This window comes from Cupriavidus sp. H39, from assembly GCF_050271075.1.
GTDB lineage: Bacteria > Pseudomonadota > Gammaproteobacteria > Burkholderiales > Burkholderiaceae > Cupriavidus > Cupriavidus necator_B.
The window spans coordinates 77,385-93,367 of record NZ_CP189848.1; the positions used below are offsets into that span (position 1 = coordinate 77,385).

Below are 15,983 nucleotides of genomic sequence, written 5' to 3' on the forward strand. Positions count from 1 at the left end.
ATGCACTATATTCGGTTCCACGTTCAGACAATGCGCTGCGGACAATCCGGTCCGGACAACGGATTGCGTGGATTCCGCCCCAACAGGGGGGCAGTCCGCGCGGTGGCGCGCTCCCCACCCGGGAGCCTTGCCTCAGAACGTAAGGCCGGCAGCCCACCCAGCCATCAGAGCAGTACGGGGCCGCCGGTGATTCCTGGATCGAAATGGGCCAGCCCGTGCACTTGCACAGGACCGGCCCGCACGGAGACAACCATGCAGCACGCAGTTCCCTCGCAGCACCGCCCGGGCGCACCACGCCTGCACACCCGCTTTACCCGCTCGCTGTTCGGGCAGGTGCTGATCGCACTGGTGATCGGGACGGCACTCGGCCTCGCCTTCCCCGAATTCGCCGCCAAGCTCAAGCCGCTCGGCGACGCCTTTATCAAGCTGATCAAGATGCTGATCGGCCCGATCGTGTTCTGCGTGGTGGTGGCCGGCATCTGCGGCGCCGGCGAGCTGAAGAAGGTCGGCCGCGTCGGCATCAAGGCGGTGGTGTACTTCGAGATCGTCACCACCATCGCGCTGGCGCTGGGCATCGTGCTGGCCTACGTGTTCCAGCCGGGCGTGGGCATGAACGTCGATCCCCGTTCGCTCGACGCCTCGGCCATCGCCGGCTTTATCGACAATGCCACCAAGGTCAAGGACCAGGGCACGGTCGACTTCCTGCTCAAGCTGATCCCCAATACCGTGTTCGGCGCCTTCGCCAACGGCGACGTGCTGCAGGTGCTGCTGGTGTCGATCCTGTTCGGCTGCGCGCTGTCGCTGGTGGGCGAGCCCGGCCGGCCGCTGGTCAGCCTGATCGATACCTTCTCGCACACGCTGTTCAAGATGATGGGCTTCATCATCAAGCTGGCGCCGGTCGGGGTGCTGGGCGCGGTGGCCTTTACCGTGGGCAAGTACGGCATCGGCTCGCTCAAGCAGCTGGGCTTCCTGGTGTTCCTGTTCTACGGCGCGGTGACCCTGTTCGTGCTGGTGGTGCTGGGCACGATCATGCGCGTGTGCGGCTTCTCGGTGATCAAGCTGATCCGCTACCTGCGCGCCGAATTGCTGGTGGTGCTGGGAACGGCTTCGTCGGACAGCGTGCTGCCACAGGTGATGAAGAAGCTGGAATTCATGGGCATCAAGAAGTCGGTGGTGGGCCTGGTGATCCCGACCGGCTACTCGTTCAACCTGGACGCGTTCTCGATCTACCTGACGCTGGCCGCGGTCTTTATCGCACAGGCCACCAACACCCCGCTGGCGCTGCCCGACCTGCTCGGCATCCTGGCGGTGGCGCTGATCACCTCCAAGGGCGCGCACGGCATTCCCGGCTCGGCCATCGTGATCCTGGCCGCGACGCTGTCGGCCCACCCCGCCATCCCGGCAATCGGTCTGGTGCTGGTGCTGTCGGTGGACTGGTTTATCGGCATCGCGCGTGCGCTGGGCAACCTGATCGGCAACTGCGTCGCCACCGTGGTGGTGGCCGCGTGGGAGAAGGACATCGACCGCGCACGGGCCCATGGCGTGCTGAACGGCACCATCGAGGCGTCGGACCTGGACGCGGGCCTGGCGGCCATGGCGCAGGACGGCGCTGCCGCCGGCTCCGGGGTTGCGGTCCCGGGCCCGGTCGCGGGGCGCTAGAATCACGCATCTCCCCAACCGCGCAGCCTCTGCGCAAGTGCGCTGCCATGCCCGAGCATATCGATCCTGACATGACCGCCGAAGCGATTGCCGAAGACATTGTCGCGGCCATCGTTTCGCACCGCCTGCCGCCCGGCACCAAGCTGCGCGAGGAGGCGTTGGCCAGCGTCTACCGCGTCAGCCGCACCAAGGTGCGCGCGGCGCTGTTGATGCTGTCCAAGGACAAGGTCATCCAGATCGTGCCGGACAAGGGCGCCTTCGTGGCCAAGCCCAGCGCCGAGGAGGCGCGCGAGGTGTTCGCGGTGCGCCGCATCCTGGAGGCCGCGCTGGCGCGCGAGTTTGTCGCCAAGGCCACCGCCGCCGACTACAAGCGCATCGACCGCCACCTGGCGGCCGAGCGCAAGTCGCTGGCGGGCAACGATGCGCAGGTGCGCACCCGGCTGCTGGGCGACTTCCATATCGTGCTGGCCGAGGTGGTTGGCAACGGCGTGCTGACCGAAATGATGCGCGAGCTGTCGACGCGCAGCGCGGTCATCACCATGCTGTACCAGTCGCGCCGCGACGCCGCCTGCTCGTCGGACGAGCACCGCGAGTTCATCGAGGCTGCCCGTGCCGGCGATGTCGAGCGCGCCGTCGCGCTGATGGTGGACCACCTGGGCCACGTGGAAGGCGCGTTGCATTTCGAGGAAACCGCGCCGGTGGCGCGCGGCAAGGACCTGGTTACGGCGCTGCTGGCATAACGCCCACGTTGCCGCCCTGCCGATCCCGCCCGGGCCCTGCAGCGACCGGCTTGACGTGAGTCAAAGCACCCCTGGGCGCCCGCGGGCACACTTCATCTCGCCATGAAGACGCGGGGGCGCACTTCATGAGCAACTTGCCTGCCGGCACCTCATCGTCGGCAGGCTGCCCGCACGCTGCAACGGTGTGCGGGCTTTCTTTTTTCTGAGGACTGGCTTCCGCGCCGCGGAATCGCGTGTTCCCCCGCGGCCCTTCACCCGCGCCGTCCGCACCGGTTTTTCCCTTTCCCGACAGCGGGTTGCGACACTCGGAGCCATGCTTGCGGCGCCCTCCGTGGCCGCGCCGTGCGCGTCGCCACTTGCCTTGCGTGCCCGCCATGCGTGAAAACGAATCGCGCCTTCGGGTTAGGATGCCGGAGGCCCCGCCAGAGGCCAGCACCGGCCCGCAACGCTGCGCGGGCGGCCGCGCACCATAACAATCACAGGGAGACGCCATGCGCCATCGCGCGATACCTGCCGTGCCGCTGCGCCGCCGGCGCTAGCGCTTGCCTGCTCCGCCCTGCTCCCCCATCGAAAAGGACTTCCCATGCCCAGTGCCTTCCGCCCCGACGCCTTTGCCGGCAAGACCGTATTCGTCGCCGGCGCCTCGTCCGGCATCAACCTTGGCATCGCGCACGGCTTTGCGCGGGCCGGCGCGCGGCTGGCGCTGATCAGCCGCACCGCGGAGCGGATCCAGGCCGCCGCCGAAACCATCACTGCGGCCGGCGGCACCGCCATCGGCATGGCCGCCGACGTGCGCGACTACGCCGCGGTCGAAGCCGCCTTCACCCGCGCGCAGGACGAACTGGGCCCGATCGACGTGGTCATTTCCGGCGCCGCCGGTAACTTCCTGGCGCCCGTGGTCGGCATGTCGGCCAATGCCTTCAAGACCGTGGTCGATATCGACCTGCTCGGCACCTTCAACGTGTTCCGCGCCAGCTTCGACCACCTCAACAAGCCCGGCGCGTCGCTGATCGCGATCACCGCGCCGCAGGCGGTCAACGCGATGATGTTCCAGGCCCATGCGTGCGCGGCCAAGGCCGGCATCAACATGCTGATCAAGTGCCTGGCGATGGAATGGGGGCCGGCGGGGGTACGCGTGAACGGCATCTCGCCCGGCCCCATCGCCGACACCGAAGGCATGGCGCGGCTGGCGCCGACGCCCGAGATGGAGGCCCGCTACAAGGCGCGCCTGGCGCTGCGCGACTACGGCACCAAGGACGACATTGCCGACGCCGCGATGTACCTGAGCAGCGACAACGCCCACTACGTCACCGGCACCATCCTCGACTGCGACGGCGGCAGCAAGCTGGGCGACGCCTCGGCCGACGCGCTGAAGCGGCCCCAATAGACCGCCCGCACCCGATATCCGCAGCCGCAACGACCCAGAAACCAGGAGAACCCCATGACGGCATCCGTCCTTTATCAAGCCAGCGAAGGCGTGGCCACGCTGACCCTGAACCGCCCGGACGTGCTCAATGCACTGAACGCCGACATCCTGCGCGAACTGCGCGAGTCAGTGGACCGCGCGGCGGCCGACACCGAAGTGCGCGCCGTGCTGCTGACCGGCGCCGGCCGCGGCTTCTGTGCCGGCGCCGACCTGGCGGCGCGCCAGGGCGGCGGCGTGTCCGATTCCGGCACGCTGCTGCGCGAGCGCTACCACCCGATCATCATGGCGCTGCGCGAGATGCCCAAGCCCGTCATCACCGCGGTCAACGGCGTGGCCGCCGGTGCCGGCATGAGCCTGGCGCTGGCGGCCGACGTGGTGCTGGCGGCGCGCTCGGCCAGCTTCCTGCAGGCGTTCTCCAAGATCGGCCTGATCCCGGATGCCGGCAGCACCTACTTCCTGCCGCGCTATGCCGGCGAGATGCGCGCCCGCGCGCTGGCCATCCTGGCCGAGAAGATCGACGCGGAAGAAGCCCACCGCATCGGCCTGGTGTGGAAGATCCATGAGGACGCCGCGCTGCAGGACGAGGCCGGCAAGCTGGCCCGCCACCTGGCCACCATGCCGACCCTGGCCTACGGCATGATCAAGGAGGCCCTCAACCAGAGCCTCGGCAACGACCTGGCCGCGCAGCTCGAGGTGGAAGCCACGCTGCAGTCGCGCGCCAGCCGCAGCGAAGACTGCAAGGAAGGCGTGGCCGCCTTCGTCGAGAAGCGCAAGCCGCAGTTCAAGGGCCGCTAAGCGCGGCACCCGCGCACCACCACTTCCAGGGAGCCCGCGCATGAGCGCCAGCAGCAATGAACGTATCCTCGTGACGATCGAAGACGGCGTCGCCGACGTCCGCCTGAACCGCCCCGACAAGATGAACGCGCTCGACCAGGCCATGTTCGACGCCCTGATCGAGACCGGCGAACAGCTGGCGCGCCTGCCCGACCTGCGCGCGGTGGTGCTGTCCGGCGAAGGGCGCGCCTTCTGCGCGGGCCTGGACATGGGCCGCATGGCTGGCATGTTGTCGGACGACGCGGGCGCGTCGCACCAGGACAGCATCGGCGCGGGCCGGCTCGGCCAGCGCACCCACGGCATCTCGAACGGCCCGCAGCACGCCTGCATGGTCTGGCGCCAGCTGCCGGTGCCGGTGTTCGCCGCGGTGCACGGCGTGGCCTTCGGCGGCGGGCTGCAAGTGGCGCTGGGTGCCGATGTCCGCTACCTCGCGCCGGATACCAAGGTGTCCGTGATGGAGCTGAAGTGGGGGCTGGTGCCCGACATGGCGGGCATGGTGCTGACGCGCGGGCTGGTGCGTCCCGATGTGCTGCGCGAGCTGATCTACAGCGCGCGCGTGCTGAGCGGCACCGAGGCGTGCGAGCTGGGGCTGGGCACCTACCTCGCCGACGCCCCCCGCGCCGCGGCGCTCGAGGCCGCGCGCCAGGTGGCGCAGAAAAACCCGCACGCGATCCGTGCCGCCAAGCGCCTGATGGCGGTGGCGGAGCACGGCGACCACGCCGCCATCCTGCAGGCCGAGTCCGACGAGCAGGACCGGCTGGTGGGCTCGCCCAACCAGCGCGAGGCGGTGCTGGCCAACCTGCAGAAGCGCGCGCCGCGCTTCGAGCCGGCGGGCTGAAGCCGGCAGCTCAGCGGCGGCGCCGGCGCCACCGTGCCCAGACCAGCGCATAGACCGCCACGTTGATGCCCAGCACCGCCAGGCCCAGCCACAGCTGCACCGCTGGCGTGAGCCCGGCCGGGTAGATCAGCGGCAGCAGGTAACGTTCGACGAAGCCGCCGCTGTATCGTGCCTCGCCGGCGGCGTGGCGCAGCGCATTCTCCAGCGGCGTCAGCGGACAGATCCAGCCAGCCCATTCGATCAGCACGCCCCACGCCGCGGCCGGCAGGTGCAGCCAAGCGACGCGTGGCCAGCGCAGTGCGAGCAGGCCGCCCGCCACCACGAACAAAATGAACAGCCCGTGCGCGATCACGACGAGGTCGGCCAGCCAGGCGGCACCGGGCATCGCGGGCGGCGGCCTCAGTTGCCGCCCGCCGTGTCCATCCAGTAGCCCGGGCGCGCGAACTGCGCCTTCAGGTGCTCGATGAAGAAGCGGATCTTGGCCGGCACCGGGCGCTGCTGCGGGTACACCGCGAGAATGTCGTAAGCCGGCAGCGCGTATTCATCCAGCACCGTGATCAGCTCGCCGCTCTCCAGCTGCGGCAGGATCTCCCAGGTGGAACGCCAGCCCAGGCCCAGGCCCTCGCCGGTCCAGCGGTGCAGCAGTTCGCCGTCGTTGCAGTCGAGGTTGCCGTTGACACGCACGGTCACGGTCTTGCCGTTCTGGCTGAAGTACCAGCCGCGCTGCTGGCCGCCCTGCAGGTTGAACGCCAGGCAGTTGTGCTGGGCCAGGTCGTCCAGCGTCTGCGGCACGCCGTATCTGGCAAAGTACGCCGGCGTGCCGCACACCACGCGCTTGTTCGACGCCAGCTTGATCGCGACAAAGTTCGGATCGATGGCGCCGCCGATGCGGATGCCGACGTCATAGCCTTCGCGCACCAGGTCGACCACGCGGTCGGTCAGGTTGAAGGAGATCTGCACCTCCGGATTGCTGGCCAGGAACGCCGGCGCGTGCGGCGCCACGTGCTTGCGCCCGAACGCCGCCGGCGCCGACACGATCAGGTGGCCGGTGGCCTTGTGCTTGCCCTCGGCAATCAGCATCTCGGCGCGGTCGAGGTCGGCCAGCGCCTTCTTGCACTGCTCCATGAACACCGCGCCCTGCTCGGTCACGGCGATGCGGCGCGTGGAGCGGTGCAGCAGCTTGACGCCGATGCGGGCTTCGAGCGCGTTGATGCGGCGGCCGATCATCACCGGCGTGACGTTCTGCGTCAGCGCGGCGGCGGCCATGCTGCCGTGCTCCACCACGGCGATAAAGGCTTCGATTTGCTTGAGTTTGTCCATCGGATATTCGTCTCCCGGGCGCCATTGTGCGGCATCGCCGGGGTTGTGGCATCCCTGCGCGGCTGATGGGCCGGATCGAGGGCAGCGCATAAGGGCCCCCGCCGGGGCCCGCCACGGGCACGCGGTCGCGGCCCGCGCAGAGCGGCCGTCAGCCTGCGCCAGCCGTACGCTTGCTGATTTGCGCGTTCATCTCGGCGGCCTCGTCCAGCACATGGGCCAGGCGCCGCAGCGGCCGGCTGCATTGCAGGTGCAGGTACAGGTAGCAGGCGGCGCCGGTCACGACCATCACGCCGTAGAGCCACAGCAGCGTGCCGGCCAGGGCTTGCTGGCGCGGCAGCGCAGCGATCACCGCGGCGGCCGGCGCCAGTGCCAGCAGGACCGCCAGGGTACGCGCCGCACCCTCCCACAGCCGCAGCTGCAACGCCACGCGCCGCTGGCGCGCCTGCAGCTGCGGCGGCGGGATGCGCGCCAGCCGGCGCAGCAGCGCGTCTTCGGCGGCGCTGTCGCGGTCCAGTTCGGCCGCCTGCCAGCGCAGCGGATGGCGCAGCCGCGCCAGCACGGTGCCGGCGCGGGCCAGCCCCGCGCCGACATAGCAGGCGGCCGCCAACGCCAGCAGGGCTTCGAAGCCGCGCAGCGACCAGAGTGGCACCGGCTGCCCGAACCCGAGGCGCCAGACAGCCAGCCCGGCGCCGCTCAGCAGGGTCGCGGCCAGCATGGCGATGAAGCCGACCCACAACGCGCGCCCGAGCCGGCGATCCCGCGCCGCGGGGCCGGCGGCCGGCGCAGGCTCCGCGGCGGCCAGCGCTTCTAGCAGTTCGTAGGTGGACGGCAGCCTGGAATACATGGTCGGCCCGGATGGCTTGGAATGCCGCCATTTTGCCGCAGCGCGCCGCTGCGGCCCGCGGGCGTGGCGGCGTACCCAGTGCTGCGCGGCGTGTCCGTACCGTCACACCACATATCCAATTGCCCGCGCAGGCGCACGCTCGCTGACCGTCCGACCAGCCTTCCAAGCCGATATTGCGTACCTCAGGTATCGAATCAACTGATCGCGCTTCTGTTTATCCCAACCGGCCTGCGGGAATAGGATCAACTCCAACGAAATTTCCCACCATTACCGGAGACAAGATCATGGCAAAGATGAGAGCAATCGACGCGGCAATCGCCGTGCTGGAGAAGGAAGGCGTGACCACCGCGTTCGGCGTGCCGGGCGCGGCCATCAACCCCTTCTACTCGGCGATGCGCAAGTCGGGCAACATCAACCACGTGCTGGCCCGCCACGTCGAGGGCGCCTCGCACATGGCCGAAGGCTACACCCGTGCCGAGCCGGGCAACATCGGCGTCTGCGTCGGCACCTCGGGCCCCGCCGGCACCGACATGATCACCGGCCTGTACTCGGCCTGGGCGGATTCGATCCCCATCCTCTGCATCACCGGCCAGGCCCCGCGCGCGCGCCTGTACAAGGAAGACTTCCAGGCCGTCGACATCGAGTCGATCGCCAAGCCCGTGACCAAGTGGGCCGTGACCGTGCGCGAGCCGGCGCTGGTGCCGCAGGTGTTCCAGCAGGCTTTCCACATCATGCGTTCGGGCCGCCCGGGCCCGGTGCTGGTCGATCTGCCGTTCGACGTGCAGGTGGCCGAGATCGAATTCGATATCGACACCTACCAGTCGCTGCAACCGTACAAGCCGGCTGCCTCGCGCGCCCAGATCGAGAAGGCAATCTCGATGCTGAACGCAGCCGAGCGCCCGCTGATCGTCTGTGGCGGCGGCGTGATCAACGCTGACGCGTCCGACCTGCTGGTCGAGTTCGCCGAACTGGTCAACGTGCCGGTGGTGCCGACGCTGATGGGCTGGGGCGTGCTCGCCGACGACCACCCGCTGCAAGCCGGCATGGTCGGCCTGCAGACCTCGCACCGCTATGGCAACGCCACGCTGCTGGCTTCGGACTTCGTGATGGGCATCGGCAACCGCTGGGCCAACCGCCACACCGGCAGCGTCGACGTCTACACCAAGGGCCGCAAGTTCGTGCACGTCGATATCGAGCCGACCCAGATCGGCCGCGTGTTCGGTCCGGACCTGGGCATCGTCTCGGACGCCAAGGCCGCGCTGGAGCTGTTCGTCGAAGTCGCCCGCGAAATGAAGATGGCCGGCCGCCTGCCGTGCCGCAAGAGCTGGGTTGCCGACGTGCAGAAGCGCCGCCGCACCATGCAGCGCAAGAGCGATTTCGACAACGTGCCGGTCAAGCCGCAGCGCGTGTACCGCGAGATGAACCAGTACTTCCCGCGCGACGTCCGCTACGTCAGCACCATCGGCCTGTCGCAGATCGCCGCGGCGCAGTTCCTGTCGGTCAACGAGCCGCGCCACTGGATCAACTGCGGCCAGGCCGGCCCGCTGGGCTGGACCATCCCGGCCGCGATCGGCGTGAAGACCGCCTCGCCGGACTCGGACGTGGTGGCAATCTCGGGCGACTACGACTTCCAATTCATGATCGAAGAACTGGCCGTGGCCGCGCAGTTCAAGGTGCCGTACATCCACGTGGTGGTGAACAACTCCTACCTCGGCCTGATCCGCCAGGCGCAGCGCGGCTTCGAGATGGACTACTGCGTGCAGCTCGCGTTCGACAACGTCAACTCGCCCGAGCTGAACGGCTACGGTGTCGACCACGTCAAGGTGGTCGAGGGCCTGGGCTGCAAGGCGATCCGCGTGTTCAAGCCGGAAGATATCGCCCCGGCCTTCGCCGAGGCGCGCGACCTGATGGCCGAGTTCTCGGTGCCGGTGGTGGTCGAGGTGATCCTGGAGCGCGTGACCAATATCGCGATGGGTACCGAGATCGACAACATCAACGAGTTCGAGCCGATCGAAGACATCGAGGACGCCGACGAAGCGATCCTGAACGAAGAAGTGGAAACGGCGTAAGACGCGCCCCGCCCCTTGCAGGACCAGATCGCCATCCCCGCGCCAGCGCGGATGGCGCACAAAAAACCAAGTCACAGGAGATGACAAAATGACCAAACTTGCGGCCAACCTCACCATGCTGTTCAACGAAGCGGGCTTTCTCGACCGCTTCGAAGCCGCCGCGCGCGCGGGCTTCCGCGGCGTGGAATTCCTGTTTCCCTATGCGTTCCACGCGGACCAGATTGCTGACCGCCTGAACCGCTTCCAGCTCGATCTGGTGCTGCACAACCTGCCCGCCGGCAAGTGGGACGCGGGCGAGCGCGGCATTGCCTGCCACCCGGACCGCGTCGGCGAATTCCAGGACGGCGTGGGCGAGGCCGTCAAGTACGCCAAGGTGCTGGGCGTGCGCCAGCTGAACTGCCTGGTCGGTATCCTGCCGCAGAACGTCAAGCGCGAGCAGGCGCAGGAAACGCTGGTGGAAAACCTGCGCTTTGCCGCCGGCGCGCTGGCCGCCGAGCAGATCGACCTGCTCATCGAGCCGATCAACACCTTCGACATCCCCGGTTTCTTCCTGTCGCGCACGCAGCAGGCGCTGGACCTGATCACCCAGGTCAACGCGCCCAACCTGTACGTGCAGTACGACATCTATCACATGCAGCGGATGGAAGGCGAGATCGCCAACACCATCAAGGCCAACCTGCCGAAGATCAAGCACATCCAGCTGGCCGACAACCCGGGCCGCAATGAACCGGGCACGGGCGAACTGAACTACCAGTACCTGTTCAAGTTCCTCGATGAAATCGGCTACACCGGCTGGATCGGCTGCGAGTACAAGCCGAAGACCACCACCGAGGCCGGCCTGGGCTGGCGCGCCGCGCACGGCGTGCAGTAACTACCCGGCTTTTCAATACCCGCTTGTTTGCTCCCCTCTCCCGCTAGCGGGAGAGGGGCGGGGGTGAGGGCGGGTGCTTCAACGGGCGTTGTGCTGGAAAAAACCGCAGGCCCCGCTTGATGTGGCACCTAACTAGCCCACCCCTCACCCCGCCCTCTCCCCATGAGGGGAGAGGGAGAACACCTTGCTGAGGCCAGTTCGGGCGGCTTGGGAGCACCCAACACCGCTGGCTTCGTTTTAGTTTTTCAATCTAAGGAGACATCAACATGGCAACCACTCGCAACGTCGGCTTCATCGGCCTGGGCATCATGGGCGCGCCGATGGCGGGCCACCTGCGCGCCGCTGGCCACACACTGTTCGTGCATGACGTCAACCCCGCCCCGCAGGCGCTGGTCGATGCAGGCGTGACCGTCTGCACCAGCGCCGAGGAAGTCGCCAAGCGTGCCGACATCATCATCGTCATGGTGCCGGACACCCCGCACGTGGAAGCGGTGCTGTTCAGCGAAAAGGGCGTTGCTGCCGCGTTCAAGGCCGCCGGCAAGGAAGCCAGCTACAGCAAGATCGTGGTCGACATGAGCTCGATCTCGCCGATCGCCACCAAGGACTTCGCCGCGCGCATCAACAAGCTGGGCGCTTCGTACCTGGACGCGCCGGTGTCGGGCGGGGAAGTGGGCGCCAAGGCGGCATCGTTGACGATCATGGTCGGCGGTCCGCAAGAGGCCTTCGACCAGGTCAAGCCGCTGTTCGAGCTGATGGGCAAGAACATCACGCTGGTGGGCGGCAACGGCGACGGCCAGACCACCAAGGTGGCCAACCAGATCATCGTCGCGCTGAACATCCAGGCCGTGTCCGAGGCGCTGCTGTTCGCCTCCAAGGCTGGTGCCGATCCGGCCAAGGTGCGCGAGGCGCTGATGGGCGGCTTCGCCGCCTCGCGCATCCTGGAAGTGCACGGCGACCGCATGGTCAAGCGCACCTTCGACCCGGGCTTCCGCATCGAACTGCACCAGAAGGACCTGAACCTGGCGCTGCAGGGTGCCAAGGCGCTGGGCGTGGCGTTGCCCAACACCGCCACCGCGCAGGAGCTGTTCAATACCTGCGCCGCCAACGGCCTGGGCAAGCAGGATCACTCGGCCCTGTGCCGCGCGATCGAGATCATGTCTAACCACCAGATCGCCAACGCCAAGTAAGTAGCAACGCTGTCGTCCCCGCCCCGCGGGGACGACACGCTTTGAAGTCCCCGATTCGTACCCGCAGTACCCCGCGTACCTGTCAGCACCCAGGAATCTTCATGCTCGTCACCGAACCCCAAGCCGCCCTGCTGTCGCCCCAGCGCACGGCAGCCAACGCTGAACCGCGCGCGCTGCTGCGCGACCTGTTCGATACCGCGGTCGCCGCCGTCAGCGCCAGCCATTGCCTGCCGCCACACCTGCCGGCACCGCCCCGGGGCCGCACCGTGGTGATCGGCGCCGGCAAGGCCGCCGCGGCCATGGCGCAGGCGGTCGAGGCGAACTGGCCAGGCGAGCTGTCCGGACTGGTGGTGACGCGCTACGGCCATGGCGCCGATTGCCAGCGCATCGAAGTGGTCGAAGCCGCCCACCCCGTACCCGACGAAGCCGGCGCGCGCGCCGCGCAGCGCATGGTGGAACTGGTGCAGGGGCTGACTGCCGACGACCTGGTGCTGTGCCTGATCTCCGGCGGCGGTTCCGCGCTGCTGGCCGCGCCCGCGCCGGGCCTGACGCTGGCCGACAAGCAAGCCGTGAACAAGGCGCTGCTCAAGAGCGGCGCCAGCATCGGCGAGATGAACTGCGTGCGCAAGCACCTGTCGGCGCTCAAGGGCGGCCGCCTGGCGCTGCATTGCGCACCGGCGCGCGTGGAAACGCTGCTGATTTCCGACATTCCCGGCGATGACCCGACCCTGATCGCCAGCGGCCCGACGCTGCCCGACGCGACCACCTGCGCCGATGCGCTGGCGGTCATCGCCAAGTACGGCATCGACGTGTCGGCCAACGTGCGCGCGCACCTTGAGAGCGGCGCCGGCGAAACCCCCAAGCCCGGCGATGCCCGCTTCAACGGCCACCGCAGCGTGACGCTGGCCACCGCGCAGCAATCGCTGGAAGCCGCCGCGGCGCGTGCGCGCGAACTGGGCTTCGCGGCCCATATCCTTTCGGACTGCATCGAAGGCGAAGCGCGCGAAGTCGCCGAAGTGCATGCCGCCATCGCGCGCCAGGTCGCGCAGCGCGGCCAGCCGTTCAGCAAGCCCTGCGTGATCCTGTCCGGCGGCGAGACCACCGTGACCGTGCGCGGCAAGGGCCGTGGCGGGCGCAATGCCGAATTCCTGCTGTCGCTGGCGGTCGCGCTCGACGGCCTGCCCGGCGTGCACGCGATCGCCTGCGACACCGATGGCATCGACGGCTCGGAAGACAACGCCGGCGCCCTGCTGTCGCCCGACACGCTGACCCGCGCCGCCGCGCGCGGGCTGCATGCGCGCGCGCACCTGGAGAACAACGATGGCTACGGCTTCTTCGCCGGCCTGGACGACCTGATCGTCACCGGCCCGACCCGCACCAACGTAAACGACTTCCGCGCGATCCTGATCGTCTGACGATCGCCGCCAACGTAGTACCAATTGACTCGCGGCGCCGACGCGCCGCAACCCGAGAATGGAAGAGGAGACATCATGAGACGCCAGCGCAAAGCGAAGATCGTGGCCACGCTCGGCCCCGCCAGCACCGACATCGCGGTAATCCGCGCGCTGTTCGAGGCCGGCGCGGACGTGTTCCGGCTGAACTTCAGCCACGGTACCCACGACGACCACCGCGCGCGCTACGACGCGGTGCGCCAGGTCGAGGCCGAGACCGGCCGCCCCATCGCCGTGCTGGCCGACCTGCAAGGTCCGAAGCTGCGCATCGGCACCTTCGCCGCCGGCAAGGTCGCGGTGCGCACCGGCGATGTGTTCGTGCTCGACAGCGATCCGACGCCGGGCGACGGCACCCGCGTCTACCTGCCCCACCCGGAGCTGTTCCAGGCCGCGCAGCCGGGCCAGTCGCTGCTGATCGACGACGGCAAGGTGCGCCTGGCGATCGAGTCGGTCACCACCGGCACCATCACCACGCGCGTCGCCAATAACGGCTCGCTGTCCGACCGCAAGGGCGTGAACGTGCCCGACGCGGTCATCCCCATCCCCGCGCTGACCGAGAAGGACCGCAAGGACCTGGACTTCGCGCTGTCGCTGGGCGCTGACTGGATCGGCCTGTCGTTCGTGCAGCGCCCGTCCGACATCGTCGAGGCGCGCGAGATCGTCGGCACCCGCGCCGGCATCCTGTCGAAGATCGAGAAACCGGCCGCGCTGCAGCAGCTGGAAGAAATCGTGCGGGTGTCCGATTCGGTCATGGTGGCGCGCGGCGACCTTGGCGTGGAACTGCCGCCCGAGCGCGTGCCCGGCGTGCAGAAGCGCATCCTGCGCGTGTGCCGCCAGCTGGGCAAGCCGGTGGTGATCGCCACGCAGATGCTGGAATCGATGATCGACTCGCCGGTGCCGACGCGTGCCGAGGCGTCGGACGTGGCCAACGCCATCTATGAAGGCGCCGATGCGGTGATGCTGTCGGCCGAGTCGGCCAATGGCCGCTACCCGGTGCCGGCGGTGTCGATGATGAACCGCATCGTCACCGAGGCGGAACGCGATCCGCTGTACCGCAACCTGCTCGACGCGCAGCACGAGACCCCGCTGAACACGCGCCAGGATGCCATTTGCGCCGCGCTGCGCGAAGTCACGCAGATCATCGGCGCGGCGGCAACGGTGACCTACACCTCGTCGGGCGCCACCGCGCTGCGCGCCGCGCGCGAGCGGCCCTGCGCGCCCATCGTCAGCATCACGCCCAACCTTGAGATCGCGCGCCGGCTGGCAATTGCGTGGGGCATCCACTCCACCGTGAGCCCGGACGTGCAGAGCGTCGACGAAATGGTCGAGGCCGCCACGCGCGCGGCCGTCGCCGAAGGCTATGCCGCGCCGGGTGACCAGATCACCATTGCCGCGGGGATGCCGTTCGGACAGGGCGGCACCACCAACCTGCTGCGCGTGGCCGAAGTGGGTGCCGGCGCGCTGGCCGCCGCGCCGGCGGCACGCGAGGCCGCGCTGGCCTGAGCGCGCGCGCGTTCCCGCTCGGGGACGTCCATGCCATGACGGAACCGGGTGCAACCCGGTTTCTTTGCCATTGCCGCACACCGCCCGCATTGCCCGTCTCCAGGGCGAGTGGGCGGTGTTTTTTTTTGGCCCGCCGGCGCGCGGGGCCGGCCCGGCGCGACGCCCCGGGGGCCAGCGGGGAAGCGCGGATTGCTATACTGAATTCCATCTTTCCCTGTCCACTTCCCCACGCCCCCCCCGGAGCCCCCATGCGCCTAGATGACGACGCCGAAAGCCAGCACGTTGAAGACCGCCGCGGTGGATTCGGCGGCCTTGGCGGCAAGTCGATCGGCATCGGCACGGTCATCATCGCGCTGGCGGCGTCGTACTTCTTCGGCATCGACCCGATGCTGATCATGCAGGGCGCGTCGGTGCTGCAGGGCTCCGGTCCGCAGCAACAGCAGCAGGCCAACCGCCCGCCCGCGACCGACCAGATGACCGTGTTCACGCGCAAGGTGCTGGGCAATACCGAGCGCACCTGGCAACACATTTTCGAAACCCAGCTGAACCGCCGTTATGCGCCGCCGACGCTGGTACTGTTCTCCGGCGCCACCCCGACCGCGTGCGGCACCGGCCAGTCGGCGATGGGCCCGTTCTATTGCCCCGGCGACCAGAAGGTCTATATCGACCTGGCCTTCTATGATGAATTGCGCCAGCGCTTCGGCGCCGGCGGCGACTTTGCCCAGGCCTATGTGATCGCGCACGAGATCGGCCACCATGTGCAGAACCTGCTCGGCGTTTCGGACAAGGTGGACAACGCGCGCCGCCGCATGGGCGAGGCGCAGGCCAACCAGCTGTCAGTGCGCGTCGAGCTGCAGGCCGACTGCCTGGCCGGCGTGTGGGCAGCCACCGCGCAGCGCGCCAACCAGCAACTGCTGGAACCCGGGGATATCGAGGAAGGCCTGAAGGCCGCCGCCGCCGTGGGCGACGACCGGCTGCAGCGCCGGTCGCAGGGCTATGTCGTGCCGGAAGCGTTTACCCATGGCTCGAGCGAGCAGCGCGTGCGCTGGCTGCGCCGCGGCCTCGAGTCCGGCGACATCCGCAAGTGCGACGCCTTCGCCGCGCGCGACCTGTAGGCGCCCTCGCCTCCCCCAACCTCCGTGGGGGGCGGGAATGTGACGTTTGCGTTGTCCAGGTCCGCTTCCCTGTCTATAATCGCCGGCAAGGCCGCAGTATGACGGCCGGTCGCCGGCGTTGATCGT

General features: G+C 68.6%; 14 protein-coding genes. 11 read left to right on the forward strand and 3 right to left on the reverse strand.

Annotation, left to right across the window (positions count from 1 at the left end; genetic code table 11):
- The first annotated feature begins 252 nt into the window (after nucleotides 1–252).
- The 5 genes from ACOCMH_RS15890 to ACOCMH_RS15910 all read left to right on the forward strand — a co-directional run bounded on the left by ACOCMH_RS15890 (nucleotide 253) and on the right by ACOCMH_RS15910 (nucleotide 5,497).
- Nucleotides 253–1,659 (forward strand): C4-dicarboxylate transporter DctA, encoded by a 1,407-nt coding sequence (locus ACOCMH_RS15890; RefSeq protein ID WP_427311814.1) that lies wholly within the window; start codon nucleotides 253–255, stop codon nucleotides 1,657–1,659.
- 47 nt (nucleotides 1,660–1,706) lie between these two features.
- The gene (locus ACOCMH_RS15895; RefSeq protein ID WP_171516195.1) at nucleotides 1,707–2,399 is read left to right on the forward strand and encodes a GntR family transcriptional regulator; all 693 of its coding nucleotides are present in this window, start codon (nucleotides 1,707–1,709) and stop codon (nucleotides 2,397–2,399) included.
- Nucleotides 2,400–2,982: 583 nt separating this feature from the next.
- Nucleotides 2,983–3,786, forward strand: a complete 804-nt coding sequence (locus ACOCMH_RS15900) for an SDR family oxidoreductase (RefSeq protein WP_427311816.1) — start codon at nucleotides 2,983–2,985, stop codon at nucleotides 3,784–3,786.
- Nucleotides 3,787–3,840: 54 nt separating this feature from the next.
- Nucleotides 3,841–4,620 carry an enoyl-CoA hydratase-related protein gene (locus tag ACOCMH_RS15905; protein WP_427311818.1) on the forward strand — a complete coding sequence of 260 codons (780 nt, stop codon included), beginning with the start codon at nucleotides 3,841–3,843 and terminating at the stop codon, nucleotides 4,618–4,620.
- 40 nt (nucleotides 4,621–4,660) lie between these two features.
- Nucleotides 4,661–5,497: a crotonase/enoyl-CoA hydratase family protein gene (locus ACOCMH_RS15910; RefSeq protein ID WP_427311820.1), complete on the forward strand. Its 837-nt coding sequence runs from the start codon at nucleotides 4,661–4,663 to the stop codon at nucleotides 5,495–5,497.
- Nucleotides 5,498–5,507: 10 nt separating this feature from the next.
- On the opposite strand, the gene ACOCMH_RS15915 is transcribed toward ACOCMH_RS15910, so the two are convergent.
- The 3 genes from ACOCMH_RS15915 to ACOCMH_RS15925 form a co-directional block, all read right to left on the reverse strand.
- On the reverse strand, nucleotides 5,508–5,882 hold the full coding sequence (locus ACOCMH_RS15915; protein WP_427311822.1) for a DUF2784 domain-containing protein: 375 nt from the start codon (nucleotides 5,880–5,882) through the stop codon (nucleotides 5,508–5,510).
- Between the two features lie 14 nt (nucleotides 5,883–5,896).
- A complete protein-coding gene (locus ACOCMH_RS15920; protein WP_306854808.1) occupies nucleotides 5,897–6,817 on the reverse strand; it encodes a LysR family transcriptional regulator in 921 nt (306 codons plus the stop codon).
- 148 nt (nucleotides 6,818–6,965) lie between these two features.
- Nucleotides 6,966–7,661, reverse strand: coding sequence for a hypothetical protein (locus tag ACOCMH_RS15925; protein ID WP_427311824.1), 696 nt, complete (start codon nucleotides 7,659–7,661; stop codon nucleotides 6,966–6,968).
- Between the two features lie 284 nt (nucleotides 7,662–7,945).
- On the opposite strand from ACOCMH_RS15925, the gene gcl reads away from it, so the two are divergent.
- The 6 genes from gcl to ypfJ all read left to right on the forward strand — a co-directional run bounded on the left by gcl (nucleotide 7,946) and on the right by ypfJ (nucleotide 15,857).
- Entirely contained in the window at nucleotides 7,946–9,730 is a 1,785-nt protein-coding gene (gcl, locus tag ACOCMH_RS15930) for a glyoxylate carboligase (RefSeq protein WP_427311826.1), read from the forward strand.
- An 88-nt stretch (nucleotides 9,731–9,818) separates the two neighbouring features.
- Nucleotides 9,819–10,601: a hydroxypyruvate isomerase gene (gene hyi, locus ACOCMH_RS15935; protein ID WP_427311828.1), complete on the forward strand. Its 783-nt coding sequence runs from the start codon at nucleotides 9,819–9,821 to the stop codon at nucleotides 10,599–10,601.
- Between the two features lie 266 nt (nucleotides 10,602–10,867).
- A complete protein-coding gene (locus ACOCMH_RS15940; protein ID WP_171516202.1) occupies nucleotides 10,868–11,788 on the forward strand; it encodes a 2-hydroxy-3-oxopropionate reductase in 921 nt (306 codons plus the stop codon).
- Nucleotides 11,789–11,889: 101 nt separating this feature from the next.
- On the forward strand, nucleotides 11,890–13,203 hold the full coding sequence (locus tag ACOCMH_RS15945) for a glycerate kinase type-2 family protein (RefSeq protein WP_427311830.1): 1,314 nt from the start codon (nucleotides 11,890–11,892) through the stop codon (nucleotides 13,201–13,203).
- Nucleotides 13,204–13,278: 75 nt separating this feature from the next.
- Entirely contained in the window at nucleotides 13,279–14,742 is a 1,464-nt protein-coding gene (pyk, locus tag ACOCMH_RS15950; protein WP_427311832.1) for a pyruvate kinase, read from the forward strand.
- Nucleotides 14,743–14,990: 248 nt separating this feature from the next.
- Nucleotides 14,991–15,857 carry a KPN_02809 family neutral zinc metallopeptidase gene (gene ypfJ / locus ACOCMH_RS15955; protein ID WP_427311834.1) on the forward strand — a complete coding sequence of 289 codons (867 nt, stop codon included), beginning with the start codon at nucleotides 14,991–14,993 and terminating at the stop codon, nucleotides 15,855–15,857.
- The last annotated feature ends 126 nt before the right edge of the window (nucleotides 15,858–15,983 follow it).